16 protein-coding genes and 1 other RNA gene are annotated in these 19,000 nt (G+C 70.7%); 13 read left to right on the top strand and 4 right to left on the bottom strand.

Annotated features, from left to right (window positions below; all coding sequences use genetic code 11):
* Positions 1-16 precede the first annotated feature (16 nt).
* Both AC1DMN_RS07625 and AC1DMN_RS07620 read right to left on the bottom strand, forming a co-directional pair.
* Positions 17-1,045, bottom strand: a complete 1,029-nt coding sequence (locus tag AC1DMN_RS07625) for an AAA family ATPase (protein WP_441977697.1) — start codon at positions 1,043-1,045, stop codon at positions 17-19.
* 119 nt (positions 1,046-1,164) lie between these two features.
* Positions 1,165-2,322 carry an FAD-dependent oxidoreductase gene (locus AC1DMN_RS07620; protein ID WP_477229570.1) on the bottom strand — a complete coding sequence of 386 codons (1,158 nt, stop codon included), beginning with the start codon at positions 2,320-2,322 and terminating at the stop codon, positions 1,165-1,167.
* A 217-nt stretch (positions 2,323-2,539) separates the two neighbouring features.
* Here AC1DMN_RS07620 and ffs point away from each other — a divergent pair.
* The 4 genes from ffs to AC1DMN_RS07600 all read left to right on the top strand — a co-directional run bounded on the left by ffs (position 2,540) and on the right by AC1DMN_RS07600 (position 6,870).
* An RNA gene (ffs, locus tag AC1DMN_RS07615) (signal recognition particle sRNA small type) lies at positions 2,540-2,636 on the top strand.
* Positions 2,637-2,748: 112 nt separating this feature from the next.
* Entirely contained in the window at positions 2,749-3,438 is a 690-nt protein-coding gene (locus AC1DMN_RS07610) for a hypothetical protein (RefSeq protein ID WP_477229569.1), read from the top strand.
* A gap of 164 nt (positions 3,439-3,602) precedes the next feature.
* Complete coding sequence (locus tag AC1DMN_RS07605; protein ID WP_477229711.1) at positions 3,603-4,340, top strand: beta-phosphoglucomutase family hydrolase; 738 nt, start codon at positions 3,603-3,605, stop codon at positions 4,338-4,340.
* A gap of 25 nt (positions 4,341-4,365) precedes the next feature.
* Positions 4,366-6,870 carry a glycoside hydrolase family 65 protein gene (locus tag AC1DMN_RS07600; RefSeq protein ID WP_441977694.1) on the top strand — a complete coding sequence of 835 codons (2,505 nt, stop codon included), beginning with the start codon at positions 4,366-4,368 and terminating at the stop codon, positions 6,868-6,870.
* Between the two features lie 76 nt (positions 6,871-6,946).
* On the opposite strand, the gene AC1DMN_RS07595 is transcribed toward AC1DMN_RS07600, so the two are convergent.
* A complete protein-coding gene (locus AC1DMN_RS07595) occupies positions 6,947-7,123 on the bottom strand; it encodes a DUF1918 domain-containing protein (RefSeq protein WP_292722557.1) in 177 nt (58 codons plus the stop codon).
* A gap of 167 nt (positions 7,124-7,290) precedes the next feature.
* Between AC1DMN_RS07595 and AC1DMN_RS07590 the strand changes: the two genes are divergently transcribed.
* From AC1DMN_RS07590 to AC1DMN_RS07580, 3 genes are read left to right on the top strand one after another with little or no spacing between them, the layout of a single operon-like run.
* Positions 7,291-9,831: a DNA polymerase III subunit gamma and tau gene (locus AC1DMN_RS07590; RefSeq protein WP_477229568.1), complete on the top strand. Its 2,541-nt coding sequence runs from the start codon at positions 7,291-7,293 to the stop codon at positions 9,829-9,831.
* 57 nt (positions 9,832-9,888) lie between these two features.
* Entirely contained in the window at positions 9,889-10,482 is a 594-nt protein-coding gene (gene recR, locus AC1DMN_RS07585) for a recombination mediator RecR (RefSeq protein ID WP_233311551.1), read from the top strand.
* Complete coding sequence (locus tag AC1DMN_RS07580) at positions 10,479-11,510, top strand: DMT family transporter (protein ID WP_441977692.1); 1,032 nt, start codon at positions 10,479-10,481, stop codon at positions 11,508-11,510. Before recR ends, AC1DMN_RS07580 begins: the two co-directional genes overlap by 4 nt.
* On the opposite strand, the gene AC1DMN_RS07575 is transcribed toward AC1DMN_RS07580, so the two are convergent.
* Positions 11,476-11,949, bottom strand: coding sequence for a DUF2871 domain-containing protein (locus AC1DMN_RS07575; RefSeq protein WP_441977691.1), 474 nt, complete (start codon positions 11,947-11,949; stop codon positions 11,476-11,478). The two genes, AC1DMN_RS07580 and AC1DMN_RS07575, sit on opposite strands and share 35 nt — an antisense overlap.
* A 96-nt stretch (positions 11,950-12,045) precedes the next feature.
* Between AC1DMN_RS07575 and AC1DMN_RS07570 the strand changes: the two genes are divergently transcribed.
* From AC1DMN_RS07570 to AC1DMN_RS07545, 6 genes are all read left to right on the top strand, one after another.
* A complete protein-coding gene (locus AC1DMN_RS07570) occupies positions 12,046-13,356 on the top strand; it encodes a sensor histidine kinase (RefSeq protein ID WP_477229567.1) in 1,311 nt (436 codons plus the stop codon).
* Positions 13,353-13,970 carry a response regulator gene (locus AC1DMN_RS07565; RefSeq protein ID WP_477229566.1) on the top strand — a complete coding sequence of 206 codons (618 nt, stop codon included), beginning with the start codon at positions 13,353-13,355 and terminating at the stop codon, positions 13,968-13,970. The genes AC1DMN_RS07570 and AC1DMN_RS07565 overlap by 4 nt, the downstream gene beginning before the upstream one ends.
* 239 nt (positions 13,971-14,209) lie before the next feature.
* A complete protein-coding gene (locus AC1DMN_RS07560) occupies positions 14,210-15,496 on the top strand; it encodes an aspartate kinase (protein ID WP_440733877.1) in 1,287 nt (428 codons plus the stop codon).
* A 170-nt stretch (positions 15,497-15,666) separates the two neighbouring features.
* Positions 15,667-16,755 (top strand): aspartate-semialdehyde dehydrogenase, encoded by a 1,089-nt coding sequence (locus tag AC1DMN_RS07555; protein ID WP_440733876.1) that lies wholly within the window; start codon positions 15,667-15,669, stop codon positions 16,753-16,755.
* A gap of 134 nt (positions 16,756-16,889) precedes the next feature.
* Positions 16,890-18,350, top strand: a complete 1,461-nt coding sequence (mqo, locus tag AC1DMN_RS07550) for a malate dehydrogenase (quinone) (RefSeq protein WP_440733875.1) — start codon at positions 16,890-16,892, stop codon at positions 18,348-18,350.
* A 9-nt stretch (positions 18,351-18,359) separates the two neighbouring features.
* On the top strand, positions 18,360-18,974 hold the full coding sequence (locus AC1DMN_RS07545) for a thymidine kinase (RefSeq protein WP_440733874.1): 615 nt from the start codon (positions 18,360-18,362) through the stop codon (positions 18,972-18,974).
* The last annotated feature ends 26 nt before the right edge of the window (positions 18,975-19,000 follow it).

Here is a 19,000-nt window from a genome sequence, read left to right as displayed (position 1 = left end):
GCGCGCTCCCGTCGGTTCACCGCGGAAGGCCCACCGGCACCGGTATGCGCCGGACGATGCCCTCCAGCGCGGCCTCGATCGGGCGGGCTCCGGCCCGGTGCAGCCCGCGGGCGGGGATGAGCCGGTGCGCGAACACGGCAGGCAGGAGCGAGGTGAGATCGTCCGGGACCACGTAGTCGCGCTCGTCCAGCGCGGCCTGCACCTTCGCCGCGCGCACGAGCTGCAGCGTCGCCCGGGGGCTCGCTCCGAGATGCAGGTTCGGGTCGGTGCGCGTGGCCTGCGACAGCGCCACGGCGTACTCCTCGAGCGCCGGGGCGACGTGCACCGCGCGGGCCCACGCGATCAGCGCGCGCACATCGGTCGCGGCCAGCACGGGACGGATGCCTTCGAGCGGATTGCGGGTGTCCCGCTGACGCAGCATGAGCGTCTCGGCCGCCGCGTCCGGATAGCCCATCGAGATCCGCATCATGAACCGGTCGCGCTGCGCCTCCGGCAGGGCGTAGGTGCCCTCCATCTCGAGCGGGTTCTGCGTGGCGACCACGAGGAACGGATCGGGCAGCGGCCGCGAGTTCCCGTCCACGGTGACCTGGTGCTCCTCCATCGCCTCCAGCAGCGCCGACTGGGTCTTGGGGGAGGAACGGTTGATCTCGTCGGCGATCACGATGTGCGCGAACACGGCGCCGGGCTTGAACTCGAACTCCTGCTCGACGGGGTTGTAGACGCTCACCCCCGTCACATCGCCCGGCAGCAGATCGGGCGTGAACTGGATGCGGCGCACGGTCGCGTCGATGCTGGCCGCGAGGGCGCGCGCGAGCATGGTCTTCCCCACGCCGGGCACGTCCTCCACGAGCAGGTGCCCCTCGGCGAGCAGGCAGACGAGCGCGCTGCGGACCGCGTCATCCTTGCCGTCGATCACCTCGGTGATGGAGTCGAGGATCGCGGCGGTCTGACGGGCGAACTCCGTCGCATCGATCTCCGCGGCGGTGCGGGATGTCGCGTCCGGTGCGGTGCTCGTGGTGACGTCGGCGGTGTTCGTGGCGTGCATGCGTCCCTCTCACCGGGCGCCGCGGTGCGCCCGCGTCTCTGATCGTAACCCGGGGCGGGGACCACAGGGCGGGGGATCCGTCGGAGGGCGTCTTGTCCGAGCCCCCGCCCGCCATCGGCTCAGAACCGGTCGAGGGTGAAGATCGCCGGAGCGGGGGCGCGGTCGAGGGCCAGATCGGCAAGGAGACGCCCCACGCTCGGCGTGAACTTGAATCCGTGCCCTGAGAACCCGGCGCCCAGCACCACGGGGCCACGGCGATCGATCACGAAGACTCCGTCGGGTGTCGTCGTGTATGTGCAAGTGAGCTCGGTGACGTCATCGGCGTCTACGCCCGGCAGCCATTCGCGGGCGTAGTCACGGATGAGCGCGGAGAGCGCGGGGTCGGGCACGAAGCTGCGCCGATCGGGGTCGATCACAGGGCCGACCCCGTGCCAGCCAGCCTTGATGCCCTGCCCCGGCGTGTGCATGCCGTACACGCTCGAGGGCCAGCGACGATCCGGTCCGGAATCGGCGAGGAAATGATTGAATCCCGGCCATTCCCCCGGGATGCGCGGGGCGAAGTGCGCGGGCTGTTCCTGGGTGACCACGAGGCGCGGCAGCGGAACGTGCCCGGTGAGCAGCGTCGACGTCCAGGCGCCGACCGTGACCACCACCCGGCGGGCGCGCAGGTCGCGCACACCCTCGGCGGTCTCGATCGTGAGCACGGCCTCGTCGCCGACCGGACTGATGCCGGTCACGCGGGCGCCGTGCTGCACGCGGGCGCCCTTCTGCTGCGCCGCGCGCTGCAGCGCGGCGACAGCGCGGTCGGCGTGCAGGCGCCCGGCCGTCGGCGTGAACAGTACGCGGCCTTCGAAACGGATGCCCGGCCAGCGCTCCGATGCCTCCCCCTCGTCGACGAAGACACTGGGGATGCCGGCCGCGGCGAGCGCGGCGTGCGCCGCCTCATGACCCGGATTCGGTCCGTGATTGACGATGCCGTGCTGGGTGAGGAGCTCGGTGCCGGTCTGCGCTTCGAGCAGTCGCCAGAGCCGCTCGGCTTCGACGAGCATGCCCACATGCACGGGATCGGCGTAGGAGACGTTGAAATTGCGGCTGGCGCCGTGCGAGGCGCCGTTCAGGTGCCCGGGTTCGAAGCGTTCGAGGAGCAGCGTGTCGGCCCGTCCGGCGAGCTGCCACGCGGCGGCGGAGCCCATCGCCCCGCCTCCGACGATCGCGACGTCGACCCGTTCGACCATGCGCTGCCCCATTCCGAAGCCGCCGAACGGCCCGCCCACCACGATAGGACCGGATCCCGGCAGGGGACGGGCAGGTGACCACGCGTTACGCACGGATGACGGGTGCCGGGTCGTGCTGATTCCCTCCGTCCCGCACCGTCGCGAGATCTCTCGTTCGCATGACGGGGGCGGGGCCTGTCCGGACGTTCCAGGATCCGGGGCGGGGACCACGGGGCGGGGGATCCGGTCGGACCCACCCGCGACCTCGGGTAGACTTGTCGACGGCTCTCCGCGTGGCGGCACCCAGGCCAACTCCCCCAGGGCGGAAACGCAGCAAGGGTAACCGGGCTCTGTCGGGTGCGCGGAGGGTCTTTTCTTTGCCCGGAACCGAGTTCGGATCGTTGCCGGGAGTCTGTTCCGGACGCGATCCCTCTGCCCGATCGGGGGAGGGCGTCGGCCCCGGACACACGCACGCGCTAGGGTCCGAGCATGGGACATGACGAGCGCAGGCCGACCGTCTACTCTGCCGTGCCCAAGAATCTCACCGCGCCGTACGTGATCCCGCCGCTCGAGCACGACGGGCATGGTCGCCCGAAGCCGATCGGCGCTCCGACGGAGCCCGGGCCGCAACGGCGTCGCTCCTGGATCCCGTTCCTCGTCGTGGTCATCGCGACGTTCGTGGTGATCCCGGTCGTGGTCGCGCTGCTGGCCGGAATCGGCAGCGCCCCGGAGTCAGCCCCGGAACCTCCGCCGCCCGTGGTCGCGGCTCCCGAGACCGCCTCGCCGGCGTCGACCGCGCCCGACGATCAGGCGTACCCGGGCCTGGATCCCGCTCGGCTCGCCGCGCTGCTGCAGGATCCGGGTGCGCACGTCGGAGAGCAGTACACCGCGTATGTCGAGATCCAGATCGGAACCGAGAGCATTCGGCAGAATCTCCGCGACAAGGCGGGGCTCATCGGCTTCGCGGGCGCGGAGCCGCCCTCGCAGACGATGCAGGACGCCGCGAACCCGGTCGCGCTGATGGCCGATCCGGGGATCCTCGATGCGGCCGTACGCGGCGCGGTGCTGCGCATCCGGTTCCAGGTCGCGTCGACGACCGATCGCACGTCCGTCTACAACGGCTCAGGCATCGCCGAGCTGCATGTCGTCGCGGCGGAGACAGTGGTCTCGTTCTCCTGAGCCGCGCCCCCGCCGAGACCGCGGGCACAGCGCGGCGCGCGCGGAGCTGTGATCCTGCCCCGCCGACGTCTATCCAGGCGAGCCCTCGTCCGACTAGCCTTGATCGGGTGGCACCCAGACGTGCCGGTCCGAAGATCCCGTTCTCAGCCACCGGAGGCTCCGCCGTGCCCGACACCCCCGCAGCGCTCCCCGACCTGCATCGCTCGGCCGCCGTGCTGTTCGATCTGGACGGCGTGCTGACGCCGACCGCAGAGGTGCACATGCACGCCTGGCAGGCGGTGTTCGACGAGGTGTTCCTGCTCTGGGACATCGCGCCCGCGTACACCGACGAGGACTACTTCGCCTATGTCGACGGCAAGAAGCGCTACGACGGCGTCGCGAGCCTGCTGCGCAGCCGCAACGTGGAGATCCCGTGGGGGTCCGTCGACGATGATCCCGAGGTCGACACCGTGTGCGGGATCGGCAACCGCAAGAACGTCGCCTTCTCGGAGGCGCTGCGCCGCGACAGCATCGCGCCGTATCCCGGATCCCTCGCCCTGCTGCAGGAGCTGAGGGCCGCCGAAGTGCCGATGGCGGTCGTGTCCAGCTCCAAGAACGCGGAGGAGGTGCTGGCCACGGCCGGTATCCGCGACTTCTTCACGGTGGTCGTCGACGGCGTGGTCGCCGAGCGGGAGCATCTCGCCTCCAAGCCCGCACCGGACGTGTTCCGCGTGGGCGCCGAGCGCATCGGCGTCGACCCGGCATCCGCGGTCGCGGTCGAGGACGCGACGAGCGGCGTCGCCTCGGCCGCCGCTGCCGGCTACGGCACGGTCATCGGCGTCGACCGCGGAGCCGGATCCGATTCCCTCCTCGCCCACGGCGCGACCGTCGTCGTCGACGACCTCGCCCGTTTCCTGTCCTGAACCGACCCCTCACGGAGAGCACTGCATGATCGATCGCGACCTCTTCCCCGTCGACCCGTGGCGTCTGGTCGAGACGTCCTATCCGCACGTCAACCCCGGCGTCTCCGAGACGCTCATGGGTCTCGGCAACGGGTACCTCGGCCTGCGCGGCAACCACATCGAGGGCCGCAACGCGCTCGAGCACGGCACCTTCATCAACGGTCTGCACGAGACCTGGAAGATCCGCCATGCCGAGCAGGCGTTCGGCTTCGCCGAGGTCGGTCAGACGATCGTGAACGCCCCCGACGCCAAGGTCATGCGGGTCTACGTCGACGACGAGCCGCTGAGCTTCGACGAGGCGGATGTGCGCGAGTACCGGCGCGCGCTCGACTTCCGCACCGGCATCCTCGAGCGCGAGGTGCTCTGGGAGACGCCCTCGGGCAAGCGTGTGCGCATCCGGGACGAACGGATCGTGTCGTTCGTGGAGCGTCATCTGGCGGTGCTGCGTCTCGAGGTCACGGTGGAGAACTCCGACGCGCCCGTCACGATCTCGTGCCAGCTGCTGAACCGGCAGGATGGCGAGGACGTCTACGGCGGGGTGCCGTCGATGGCCGCCGGATCCCCGGGCGAGAAGGCCGGCTTCGACCCGCGCAAGGCGGAGCGGTTCGGCGACCGCGTGCTGCAGCCCGCGGAGTACTGGCAGGACGGCGGGCGCTCGGCGCTCGCGTACCGCGTCGCGAACTCGGGCATGACCCTCGCCGTGGTCGCCGACCACCTGGTCGAGACCGAGAACGAGTACACCGCGCGCCAGCTCGTGGAGCCCGATATCGCGAAGAACGTGTTCCGGGTGCAGGCTAAGGCGGGCGTGCCCACGCGGGTGACGAAGCTGGTCAGCTATCACACCTCCCGCGGCGTGCCGGCCCGTGAACTCATCGACCGCTGCCGGCGCACCCTCGACCGCGCCGCGGTGGAGGGCGTGGAGGCGCAGTTCGCGAAGCAGTCCGAGTGGCTGAGCGCGTTCTGGGAGCGCAGCGACGTGCGCATCGCCGGGCATGACGACCTGCAGCAGGCGACGCGATGGTGCCTGTTCCAGATCGCGCAGGCGTCCGCGCGTGCGGACGGGGCGGGTGTCTCGGCCAAGGGCGTGAGCGGATCCGGCTACGGCGGGCACTACTTCTGGGACACCGAGGTGTATGTGCTGCCGTTCCTCACGTACACCTCTCCGACGTTCGCGCGCAACGCGCTGCGCTGCCGGGTGCACATGCTGCCCGCCGCGCGCCGCCGCGCCGGCCAGCTGAACGAGGGCGGAGCACTGTTCCCCTGGCGCACGATCAACGGCGAGGAGGCAAGCGCCTACTACGCCGCGGGCACGGCGCAGTACCACATCAACGCCGACGTCAGCTATGCGCTCGGGAAGTACGTGCGCGCCACCGGCGACGACGACTTCCTCTATCGCCAGGGAGTGGACATCGCGGTCGAGACCGCGCGGATGTGGGCGACGCTCGGCTTCTGGCGCTCGGCCGCGGGCGTGGACACGTTCCACATCCACGGCGTCACCGGCCCCGACGAGTACACGACGGTCGTCAACGACAACCTCTTCACGAACGTCATGGCTCGGTACAACCTGCGCTTCGCTGCGCGCGTGGTGCGGGAGATGGCCGCGGACGCGCCCGAGGCGTACGACGCGGCGGTGGAGCGGCTCGCCATCGAGCCCGCCGAGGTCGAGCGGTGGGAGCGCGCGGCCGACGCGATGCACATCCCGTTCAGCCCCGCCCTGGGGATCCACCCGCAGGACTCCCTGTTCCTCGAGCGCGAGGTGTGGGACCTGCCGGCCACGCCGCCCGAGCAGCGCCCGCTGCTGCTGCACTTCCATCCGCTCGTGATCTACCGGTTCCAGGTGCTGAAGCAGGCGGACGTGGTGCTCGCGCTGTTCCTGCAGGGCAACCACTTCACCGAGGCCGAGAAGCTCGCAGACTTCGAGTACTACGACCCGCTGACGACGGGCGACTCGACCCTGTCGGCCGTCGTGCAGTCGATCCTCGCCGCGGAGGTCGGGTACCAGGACCTCGCGCACGAGTACTTCGAGCACGCGATCTACGTCGACCTGGGCGACCTGCATCGCAACGCCTCCGACGGCGTGCACGTGGCGTCGGCGGGCGGCGTGTGGACCGCGCTCGTCAGCGGCTTCGGCGGCATGCGCGACCACGACGGCGAACTCAGCTTCGACCCGCGCCTCCCGGCCGACTGGCCTGAGCTGTCGTACCCGCTGCTCTGGCGCGAGTCGCAGCTGCAGATCACTTTGACCGCCGACCGATTGCTGGTCGAAGTGCGCTCCGGAGACCCGGTCGCGTTCACGGTGCGCGGGGTCGCGCACACGGCCTCTACCGACGCTCCTGCTGCCGTGCATCTCGCGGATCAGGGACCTGTCCTCCGCGGGCGCCCGGAGTTCGGCTCGCAGGCCCGCCGCGAGGACGGCACGATCCTGTCGCCGACCGTGCCGACGACCTCGGCGATCCCGATCATCGGATACGTCGGGGAATCGGGGGAGTAGTCCCGGCCGCGGCGCTGGTCCCTGAGACTCTCGAGGGACCGGCGCCCGCCCGGGTCCGGTGCTCGCCGCGCCGCCCCTACTCGCCGTGCCTGATCTCGCAGTCACTGCCCGGTGCGAGCACCGCCTCGTGCCCGTCGTCGTAGCGCACGACGAGAAGCTCGCCGCGCACCTCGAGGACCACGCCGGATCGCTCCGCGCCGCCCACCACCCGGCCGTGGATGCGGATCCGGTCGCCTGCTGCCACCTGCGTCATCGTCCACCTCCTCCTTCAGGGTACGTCCGTTCGAGGGCGTTCGGGAGGGGGTCTCCGGGGCCCGTCCGGCACCGTCCGGCGCGGCGTCGGCGCAGACGCCGTGACGGCCGCGGCGTCTACGCCGGACACCCCGCGCCGATGTCCGACGCACACCGTAGTCTTGACGGGTGAGCACAGCCCTGTACCGCCGTTACCGGCCCGAGAACTTCGGGGAGATGATCGGGCAGTCGCAGGTGACCGATCCGCTCATGACCGCGCTGCGCGGCGACCGGGTGGGCCACGCCTATCTGTTCTCCGGGCCGCGAGGCTGCGGCAAGACCACCTCCGCGCGCATTCTGGCGCGCTGCCTGAACTGCGCCGAGGGCCCCACCGACACCCCGTGCGGCGTGTGCCCGAGCTGCGTCGAGCTGTCGCGCAACGGCGGCGGATCCCTCGACGTCGTCGAGATCGACGCGGCCAGCCACAACGGCGTCGACGACGCCCGCGACCTGCGCGAGCGTGCGACTTTCGCGCCCAGCCGGGACCGGTTCAAGATCTTCATCCTCGACGAGGCGCACATGGTGACGCCGCAGGGCTTCAACGCACTGCTGAAGCTCGTCGAGGAGCCGCCGCCGCACATCAAGTTCATCTTCGCGACCACCGAGCCGGAGAAGGTCCTCGGCACGATCCGCTCGCGCACGCACCACTACCCGTTCCGGCTGGTGGCGCCCGCGGCGATGCTCGAGTACGTCGAGAAGCTGTGCGCCGAGGAGGGCGTGACCGTCGCCCAAGGCGTGCTGCCGCTCGTCGTGCGCGCGGGCGGCGGATCCCCGCGCGACACCCTCTCGCTCCTCGACCAGCTCATCGCGGGCTCGGAGAACGGCGACGTCGGCTACGAGCGCGCGGTCGCGCTGCTGGGCTACACGCACTCCGCGCTGCTCGATGAGATCGTCGACGCGCTCGCCGCGGGCGATGCGGCTGCGGCCTTCCCCGCGATCGACCGGGTGGTGCAGACCGGACAGGATCCGCGCCGCTTCGTCGACGATCTGCTCGAGCGCCTGCGGGACCTCATCGTGATCGCCGCCGTCGGCGACGCCGCCTCCGCGGTGCTCCGTGGCGTCCCGGAGGACGAGCTGACCCGAATGCGGAGCCAGGCCGCCGCATTCGGCGGGCCGCGCCTGTCTCGCGCAGCGGATCTCGTGAGCTCCGCCCTCGACGACATGTCGGGGGCGACGTCGCCCCGTCTGCACCTCGAGCTGCTCGTCGCTCGTGTGCTGACGGCGCTCGCCGGGGGAGAGGTTGCGCCCGCGGCACCCGCTCCCGCGTCGGTCGCTGCGCCCGCTGCGCCTTCCACGGCTTCGGTCGCGGCACCTGCCGCGGCTCCGGTGACCACGCCCACGCCGGCCCCAGTCGCCACGCCCGCTGCGGTCGCCACGCCGGCCCCGGTCGCCGAGCGAGCACAGGAAACGACCGAGACGACGGGCGACACATCCACCCCGGTTGCGGATGCGCCGGCTCAGGCCACGTCCTCCGTCGCCGATTCCGCTCCCGAACCGGAGACGGCTCCTCCGGCCGAGCCCGTCGACATCGACCGGATCCGTACGGCCTGGTCGGCGGTGCTCGGGCGGCTCGAGAAGATCAGCCGCGGATCCTGGCTCGTGGTCACCGCCGTGCAGCCGCTCGCGTACGATACCGAGACCGAGGTGCTCACTCTCGGGTTCCCCGGACCGAACGACGTCGCCCGGTTCAAGGGCACCGCGCCCGGCAACGGCCCGTCCGACCACCTGCGCACCGCGATCGAGGGCGAGCTCTCCGTCAAGGTCAAATACCTGCCGGCCCCGCTGCCCGAGGCCGCACCCGAACGGAACTTAGCCGAGGGCGGGAAGGCCCCGCGACCCTCCGATGACACGCCGTCCGAGCAGATCCCCGCCGAGCGAACCCCGGCGGCGCAGACTCCGGTCGAGGCGGCTCCGGCGGAGCGGATCTCATCCGACCGGACCCCGTCAGGGCGAGGGGAGCACGGGCGGCCGTCCACGACGCCGAAAGCCTCGGCGCCGAGCGCGGGCACCACTCCGGGCACGACCCCCACCCCGCGCGCTGCTTCGACCACGACCGCGCCCGTCACCGAATGGGCGGTCGCAGCGATCCCGCAGGGCGAACCCGAGTCCGTCGCGCCGACAGGTGTCACGCCGAGCGGTGCCGGGCCGGCCTCGGCTGCTCCCGCTCAGGCTGACGCCGCGCAGGCTCCCTCGGCTCCGGCCCCGTCCGCTCCTTCGGCGGCGCCGTCGGCCGAGGGCAGGGTGGCGCAGTTCCCTGTCGACGAAGAGCCCGCCGACGTCGAGGCCATGCCGGCATCGGGGTGGTACGAGCCGGGCCACGACGGCGATGTGCTCGACGATGAGCCGCCGTTCCCCGACGATGCCTACGACCCCGGTCCCGATCCGGGTCAGGGATCCTCTGCCGGCGCGCCAGAGCCTGCCATGGTCCCGGTCGGAGTGGCCGCGTCCGAAAGCGGCCGGCCGGGTCTGGCTCCGGCTCCTGCGGCCCCGTCCAGCGGACGTCAGGATCCGACGCCGCGCGCCGCGCCCCCGGCACCGATGGTCACTGACCGGACTCCGCGTTCCGCAGCCCCTGGGGTGCAGCGCTACGGCGAGGCGGTGGTGCGTCAGGTGCTCGGTGCGAAGTTCGTCCGCGAGGAGCCCTACGAGCCGCAGACCCGGTTCCAGTGATCCGGGGACAGCAGTGACCATCGACAGTGATGAACGAACGATCATGAGGATCACGAGATGTATGACGGCATCGTCCAGGAGCTGATCGACGAGTTCGGCCGCCTGCCGGGCATCGGCCCGAAATCCGCGCAGCGCATCACGTTCCACATCCTGCAGACGCCCTCCTTCGACGTGAAGCGCCTCGCCGAGCTGCTCTCCGAGGTGCGCGAGCGGGTGCGGTTCTGCGAGATCTGCGGCAATGTGGCGGAGCAGGAGCGCTGCGCGATCTGTCGCGACCCGCGCCGCAATGCCGCCCTCATCTGCGTCGTCGAGGACGCGAAGGACGTCGCCGCGATCGAGCGCACCCGGGAGTTCCGCGGGCTGTACCACGTGCTCGGCGGCGCGATCAGCCCCATCGCGGGTGTCGGGCCGGACGACCTGCGCATCGCGCAGCTGATGACGCGCCTCGCCGACGGCACCGTGCAGGAGGTCATCCTCGCCACCAACCCCAACCTGGAGGGGGAGGCGACGGCGAGCTACCTCAGCAGGCTGCTCACCAGCATGCAGATCACCGTCTCGCGGCTCGCCTCCGGTCTGCCCGTCGGCGGCGACCTCGAATATGCCGACGAGGTCACCCTCGGACGCGCCTTCGAGGGCCGGCGCGTCCTGTGAGCGGCGTTCCCGGCGGCCCGGGAGGGCATGGCTTCAGCCGTCGCGGCTGGCTGCTCTTCGGGGCGATGTGCCTGCTCTGGGGCGTGCCCTACCTGCTGATCAGCGTGGTGGTGGAGTCGTTCTCCCCACCGGCGATGGTCGCGGGCAGGACTCTCATCGCGGCGATCCTGCTGCTCCCGTTCGCGATCCGCAGCGGCGCGATCAAGGCCGCGTGGAAGCACTGGCCCTGGGTGCTCGCCTTCGGCCTCGTGGAGATGGCGGGTCCGTTCTTCCTGCTGGGCCATGCCGAGCAGTCCCTGCCGTCCGGCCTGACGGGGCTGCTGGTCGCCACGGTTCCCCTGTTCGCGGCGCTCATCGCCCTCGGGGGCGGAGACCGCGGCGTGCTGAGTCCGGCGCGGCTGATCGGACTGCTCGTCGGCTTCGTCGGCGTCGGCGTCGTGGTGGCGGGTCCAGGGCTCACTGGCGGCAAGGTCGATCTCCTGGCTGCGGGGGAGGTGCTGCTCGTCGCGGTGCTCTACGCGACCGCGCCGTTCATCGTCGCCCGCAAGCTCGGCCACGTGCCGTCGATCGGCACGATCACGCTCGCGCTCCTGTTCATCGGAATCCTCTACTTGCCGATCGCCCTGCTGACCCAGCATCAGGTGCCGACCCTGCCGTCGATCGCGGCGCTGATCGCCCTGGGCGTGATCTGCACCGCGATCGCATTCCTGGCCTTCTTCGCCCTCATCAAGGAGGTCGGCCCGGTCCGGGCGCCGCTGTTCACCTACGTCAACCCGGTGATCGCGATCGTCCTCGGCGCCATCGTGCTCGCCGAGCCGCTCACTCCCGGGCTGCTGGTCGGATTCCCGCTGGTGATCATCGGGTGCTGGTTCGCCGGCACCGGCGGCCGGCTGCGGCCGAGAGCGGCGGTCGACGAGACCGCCGTGGAGCTGACCGCCGAGCCGGTGCCGCCGGCCGAGGCGCACCGGCGCGCTCCGGCCGTCCCGCCGGAGGTCAGGACGCCCGACGGATCCCCTTCCACAGAGTGATCAGCAGCAGCACGAAGGCGGCCCCGATCAGGATGTGACCCGCGCCGGCGATCCCGGAGATCGCCTTGGACGCCTCGACCTTCAGCACATCCAGGATCCCGTGCCACGTCATCATCGCGCCCGTCACCAGCACGCCGGCGTTGTAGATCCAGAAGAACCAGCGGAACAGGCGGCTCGCCGACAGAGCGAACAGCTTCTCCAGTGCGAGCACGATGAGCGTGACCAGGGCGCCGAGAGCGAGCAGGTGCGTGTGCACGAGGGCGAGCTGTCCGCTGAAGCCGTTGGGAAACCCGTTCGTCTTCGTGAACTCGCGGTAGAACAGCCCTGCGGCAAGTCCCAGGGCGATCCACACGACGGCGGCGATGAACAGCTGGGTGAGGGCGCGACGCTGTGCGGGCGCGGCGGACGGCGAGGGTGCGATGTCGACGGAAGAGGTCATGCTCCCAGCCTTGGCGCATCCGCCCGCCGGCGCATCCATCGAATGAACGAGACCCGAGGGTGGGCAGACGTCCCGCTGACCCGGGAGAATCGGAGCATGAGCACCGCGCCCGCCTCCGCCCGCTGGCAGATGCTGCGCGGCGCGCGTTTCGCCCTGCACCTCATCACCGTGGTGCTCGTCGTGGTCACCACGGCCCGTGCGGGGATCGAAGGGGAGCTGCTGCCCGTTCTGCTTGCCGCGGCCGTGTACCTCGCGTGGTACGGCGCCGGCGCCGGATTCGCGCACAAGCGGGCCGCTGTCTGGTGGATGCTGGGGCTGCTCGCGATCTGGATCGGGATGCTCGCGCTGTCCGCGGAATTCGTCTGGCTCGCGTTCCCGCTGCTGCTACTCGCGGGTCACGTGCTGCGGCTCCCGTGGTCCCTCGCCTTCGTGGTGGCGGTGCTCGCCGCGTCGATCGTCGCCCCGATGCTGCATCCGGGCGGGGTGCAGCCCGGCACGTCGCTGGCCCACCTCATCGGCCCGCTCGTCGGCGGCGGCTTCGCGTTCGCGGTGTCCCTCGGCTACGACGCCATGCTGCGCGATGCGGCCGAGCGGGAGCGGCTCATCGACTCGATGCTGCGCGCGCAGCACGAGGCGGAACGCCTGCATGACGAGCTCGCCGCGAGTCAGCGCGAGGCGGGTGCCACTCGTGAGCGCACGCGCCTCGCCCGCGACCTGCACGACACCATCGCGCAGGAGCTCAGCACGATCGTCATGCTCGCCCGCCTGGATCCGGCGGCCCCCGCGGGTGGTATCGATGAGGAGTCGACGGCCGCGACCCTCGGGGTGCGCCCGGATCGCACGGCCCAGATCGAGCATCTCGCTCAGCACTCGCTCACCGAGCTGCGCCGCATCGTCGCGGCCCTCGCGCCCGCGGATCTCGATGAATCCGCGCTCTCGGCCGCCCTCGCCCGCATGCTCGACGCCCTGCACGACGAGACCGGGGTCATCGGCGCGTTGCAGGTGGATCCGGACCTTCCCCCCCTGTCGACGCCGATCGAGGTCGCCCTGCTGCGCGTTGCCCAGTCCGCGCTCGCGAACGTGCGTCGGCATGCGCAGGCGCAGACCGTCCAGGTCGCGCTGATGTCCAGCGGCGGATCCGTGCGACTGCGGGTCGAGGACGACGGCGTCGGGTTCGACCAGGCCGTACGCCCGTCCGACGCGTCCTACGGTCTCGCGGCGATGCGCTCGCGACTGCGCGAGGGCGGCGGAGAACTCTCGATCCGATCCGCTCCCGGTGCCGGCACCTCCATCGAGGCCGCGCTGCCGCTCGGCACCCCCGCCGGCGCTCGCACCGACACCGGCGCGGGCATCGAGAGCGGACTCGGCCCCGGCACCGCCTCAGGTGCCGAGGGAGGTGCGGCATGAGCATCCGGCTGATCATCGTCGACGACCACCCCATCGTGCGCGCGGGGATCCGCGCCGTCGTCGAGGCACGCGGCTTCGACGTCCTCGCCGAGGTCGGCACGGGCGAAGAGGCCGTCACGGCCGCCCGCGAGCTGCACCCCGGCGTCGTGCTCTGCGATCTGCGCCTCGGGGAGGGCATGGACGGGGTCGCCACGACGGCCGCACTGCGGGCGCTCCCGGTGGCGCCCGCGGTACTGATCCTCACCACGTTCGACCACGACGCCCAGATCGTCCGCGCGGTCGAGGCGGGCGCCGCCGGCTATCTGCTCAAGGAGGTCGGCGTCGAGGTCATCTCCCGGGCGATCGTGGACGCGGCTGCCGGATCCACGGTGCCCACCCCGGGCGGGGACGAGCGCCTGGTCGCCGCGCTGCGCGCACCACGGGTCGAGCTCACTGCACGCGAACAGGAGGTGCTGGCGCTCGTGGCCGAAGGGCTCAGCAACCGTGAGATCGCGGTGCGGCTGTTCGTCACGGAGGCCACCGTGAAGACGCACATCGTGCACCTGCTCGACAAGCTGGGCGCTGAGAGCCGCACCGGCGCCGTCTCGGAGGCCCGTCGGCGCGGTCTGCTCTAACCGTTGCGGGCGGATGTCGCCACGGCCCACATCGACCGCGAGACTCCATCTCCGTAACGAGACTGCAGTCCAGGCACGCAGTCTCGTTACGGAGATGGAGTCTCGCGGAGGGGGCTGGGCAGAGGTAGCGCCGGATACCGTCGCAGGCGCCGTCACATACCGGATCCGGCATGGAGTGCGCTCGTAGAATGTGCGGTGGTGCGCCGCTTCCGGCGCCCGGCATCCCCCAGGAGTGATCCGTGGCCCTCATCGTGCAGAAGTACGGCGGCTCGTCCGTCGCCGACGCAGAGAGCATCAAGCGCGTCGCCAAGCGCATCGTCGACACGCGTCGCGCCGGGCACGACGTCGTCGTCGCCGTCAGCGCGATGGGCGACACCACGGACGAGCTGCTCGACCTGGCGGCTCAGGTCGCGCCGATCCCCGCGCCACGCGAGCTCGACATGCTGCTGTCCAGCGGGGAGCGCATCTCGATGGCGCTGCTCGCGATGGCGATCCATTCGATGGGCTTCGACGCGCGCTCGTTCACCGGACCGCAGGCCGGCATGCGCACCGACAGCCGGCACGGGTCCGCACGCATCGTCGAGGTCACCCCGACGCGCCTGCGCGAGGCGCTCGATGAGGGTGCGATCGTCATCGTCGCCGGTTTCCAGGGCATCAACGACGACACGCAGGACATCACGACCCTGGGCCGTGGCGGATCCGACACCACCGCGGTCGCACTGGCCGCCGCTCTCGACGCCGACGTCTGTGAGATCTACAGTGACGTCGACGGCATCTTCACGGCCGATCCGCGTGTGGTGCCGCTCGCGCACAAGCTTTCGCACGTCTCGAGCGAGGAGATGCTCGAGCTTGCCGCGAACGGCGCCAAGGTGCTGTACATCCGCGCCGTCGAGTACGCGCGCCGGCACGGCGTCCTGATCCACGCCCGGTCGAGCTTCACGTCGACGGAGGGCACCTACGTTCTGGGCGAGGGCATGAAGAACCCCCGCGAATCCGAGGGAGCAGTCATGGAAGAGCCGATCGTCGCCGGTGTCGCCACCGACCTCAGCCAGGCCAAGGTCACCGTCGCGGGCGTCCCCGACGTGCCGGGCAAGGCCGCCGAGATCTTCAAGATCGTCGCCAAGTCCGGCGCGAACGTCGACATGATCGTGCAGAACGTATCGGCCGCCTCCACGGGACGCACGGACATCTCCTTCACGCTGCCGAAGTCCGACGCCTCGGCGGCGCTCAAGGCGCTCGCCGCCGAGCAGTCCGACGTGGGCTTCGAGAGCCTCCTGCACGACGACCAGATCGGCAAGCTCTCGGTCGTGGGCGCGGGCATGCGCACCCACTCGGGAGTCTCCGCGATCCTCTTCGAAGCGCTGTCGACCTCGGGCGTGAACCTGGAGATGATTTCGACCTCCGAGATCCGGATCTCCGTCGTCGTGCGCGGCGACGAGCTCGCCGAGGCCGCACGCGTCGTGCATGCCGCGTACGGCCTGGACGGCGAGGTCGAAGCCGTCGTCGCCGCGGGCACCGGCCGCTGACCCGCCGCTGGTCTCCACTACCGGATCCGGACTCCTCCCGGACCCGGTAGAATCGCCCAAACCCTGACACCGGCGCCAGGCGCGGACTGATCCGCCATACCCGGCGACCGCGCCTCCGCCTCGTCCGCCGTCCGGCACCCGCCGCGGCACGAAGCCAAGGAAGCACCCTCATGACCCGCATCTCCGACTCAGGACTCTCCGTCGCCATCGTCGGCGCCACCGGCCAGGTGGGCACCGTCATGCGCGACATCCTCGCGGAGCGCTCCTTCCCGATCCGCGAGTTGCGCCTGTTCGCCTCGGCCCGCTCGGCCGGCACCGCGATCGACTTCGGCGGCATCCCGGTCATCGTCGAGGACGTCGAGACCGCGGATCCGGCCGGCGTCGAGATCGCGCTGTTCTCCGCCGGCGCCACCGCGAGCCGCGCCTACGCCCCCCGCTTCGCCGCGGCCGGCGCCGTCGTGGTCGACAACTCCAGCGCCTGGCGGATGGACCCCGAGGTGCCGCTCGTGGTGAGCGAGGTCAACCCCGAGGCGATCGACGACACCCCCAAGGGCATCATCGCGAACCCGAACTGCACCACGATGGCCGCGATGCCCGTTCTCAAGGCGCTGCACGACGAGGCCGGTCTCGAGCGCTTGATCGTGTCGACCTACCAGGCCGTGAGCGGATCCGGTCTCGCGGGCGCGCAGGAGCTGCTCGGTCAGGTCGAGGGCGTGCTCGCCCAGGGTGACACCCTGAAGCTCGTGCACGACGGCTCGGCACTCGACTTCCCGCAGCCGGAGAAGTATGTCGCGCCGATCGCGTTCGACGTGATTCCGCTCGCCGGATCCGTCGTCGATGACGGCCTCAACGAGACCGACGAGGAGAAGAAGCTCCGCAACGAGAGCCGCAAGATCCTCGGCCTGCCCGACCTCCGGGTCGCGGGGACGTGCGTGCGCGTGCCGGTGTTCACCGGGCACTCGCTGTCGATCAACGTCGAGTTCGCCAACGAGATCAGCCCGCAGCGCGCATACGACGTGCTCGCCGCCGCGCCGGGCGTCGTGGTCGAAGAGGTGCCGACGCCGCTGTACGCCGCAGGCAAGGACCCGAGTTACGTCGGCCGGATCCGCGCCGACCAGTCCGCACCGGAGGGCAAGGGCCTCGTGCTGTTCATCAGCAACGACAACCTTCGCAAGGGCGCCGCGCTGAACGCGGTGCAGGTTGCCGAGCTCGTCGCGGCGCGTCTGGGCGCGGGCGTCCCGGAGCGTCTGGGCGCCTGACTCGGGTTTGCCGGGCCGGTCGAAAGGCCTGGAACCGTGCAGCTCGCCTCGTGATGTCCGTCGTGGCGAATGTCCGGCGATGGATGGCCGCCTCGGCGAATATCTCGGCTCTCGCGGACAACTAGACTGTTCGAGTGACTGAATCCGTCGACGTCGTCCTCATCGGCGGTGGCATCATGAGCGCCACCCTGGGAACCCTGCTGCGTGAACTGCAGCCCGACTGGAAGGTCGTGGCCTTCGAGCGGCTGAGCGACGTCGCGGAGGAGAGCTCGAACGCGTGGAACAACGCGGGCACGGGCCACGCGGCGCTGTGCGAGCTGAACTACATGCCCGAGGGCAAGGGCGGCACGCTGGATCCGGCGAAGGCGATCGGCATCAACGAGCAATTCCAGCTCAGCCGTCAGCTGTGGTCGACGCTGGTCGACCGCGGTGTGCTCGACGCGCCCACGACCTTCATCAACTCCACGCCGCACATGACGTTCGTGCGCGGGCAGAAGGATGTCGACTACCTGCGTCACCGCTACGAGGTCCTGAAGGAGCAGCCGCTTTTCGCGGGGATCGAGTTCAGCGAGGACTCCCGCGTCATCAACCAGTGGGCGCCCCTGCTGATGGAGCAGCGCCGTAAGGGCGAGCCGTTCGCCGCGACTCGGGTGCCGAGCGGCACCGATGTCGACTTCGGATCCCTCACCCGCCAGCTCTTCGACCACCTCACCGAGGACGATCGCTTCACGCTGCTGCGCAACCATGAGGTCCGCAAGCTCAAGCAGCGCAAGGACGGCACCTGGGACGTCCGCTACCGCAACGTCGTCGGGCACACCCCGGGCTCGGTCAATGCGCGCTTCGTGTTCGTCGGGGCCGGCGGCTGGGCGCTCAAGCTGCTGCAGGGATCCGGGATCTCCGAGATCAAGGGCTACGGCTGCTTCCCGATCGGCGGCCAGTGGCTGAAGACGTCGAATCCGGCGATCGTCGCCAAGCACCAGGCCAAGGTCTACTCGCAGGCTCCGGTCGGCGCTCCGCCGATGTCGGTGCCGCACCTCGACACCCGCGTCGTCGACGGCGAGACGAGCCTGCTGTTCGGCCCGTTCGCCACGTTCAGCCCGAAGTTCCTGAAGCAGGGCGGGATGCTGGACATCGTCACCCAGGTGCGCCCGCACAACCTGGGCAGCATGCTCAAGGTCGCGTTCACGAACTTCGACCTCATCAAGTACCTGGTCAGCGAGCTGCTGAAGACGCACCGCAAGAAAGTCGACACACTGCGGGAATTCATGCCCACCGCGCAGGACGGCGACTGGGAGCTGCTCCAGGCCGGTCAGCGCGCGCAGGTCATGAAGGGCGGCAAGCTGCAGTTCGGCACCGAGGTCGTCGCGGCCGCCGACGGCACGATCGCGGGCCTGCTCGGGGCCTCCCCGGGAGCGTCCACCGCGGTGCCGGTCATGCTGGACGTGCTGCAGCGCTGCTTCCCGGAGCAGTACGGCGAGTGGGAGCCGAAGCTGCAGGAGCTGATCCCGACCCTCGGCGAGAAGCTCAACGACTCCGCAGCCGACGCGCGCGCATCGATGGGTGCCACCGCGAAGACGCTCGACCTGACGGCCTGATCCGACGCCGTGGCCAAGCTGTACTTCCGCTACGGGGCGATGAACTCCGGCAAGTCCACGGCGCTGCTGCAAGCCGCGTACAACTACGAGGAGCGCGGCCAGCACGTGCTGCTGGCCAAGCCCGCGATCGACACCAAGGGCGCTTCGCAGGTGGAGAGCCGCCTCGGCATGACCCGTGAGGTCGACTTCCTGATCGGGGCGGGGGAGGGTGCGCGAGCGCTGTTCCATCGCGAGCGCGACCGTGTCCGGCGTGCCGGCAACGACGTCGCCTGCCTGCTCGTGGACGAGGCGCAGTTCCTGGATCCGGCGCAGGTCGACGACCTGTTCCGCATCTCGGTCGAGGATGACATCCCGGTGCTCGCGTACGGCATCCGCAACGACTTCCTCACTCACGCCTTCCCGGGATCCGGACGCCTGCTCGCGATCGCGCACACGCTCGAGGAGCTCAAGACGATCTGCCGTTGCGGTCGCAAGGCCGTGTTCAACGGACGCCGGATCGGGGACCGCTTCGTGTTCGACGGCGACCAGGTCGCGATCGACGGTGCGGGCGATGAGCTCGTCACCACCTACGAGTCGCTCTGCGGTCACTGCTACCTGCAGGAGTCCGGCGGCCGCCTGGGCTGACCTTCTCCCTTCGAGTCGTGCCCCCC

Source organism: Microbacterium sp. 01T413_2, from assembly GCF_056398985.1.
Note: the sequence above shows the minus strand (reverse complement) of the source record. Positions and strands in the feature narration are given on the sequence as shown.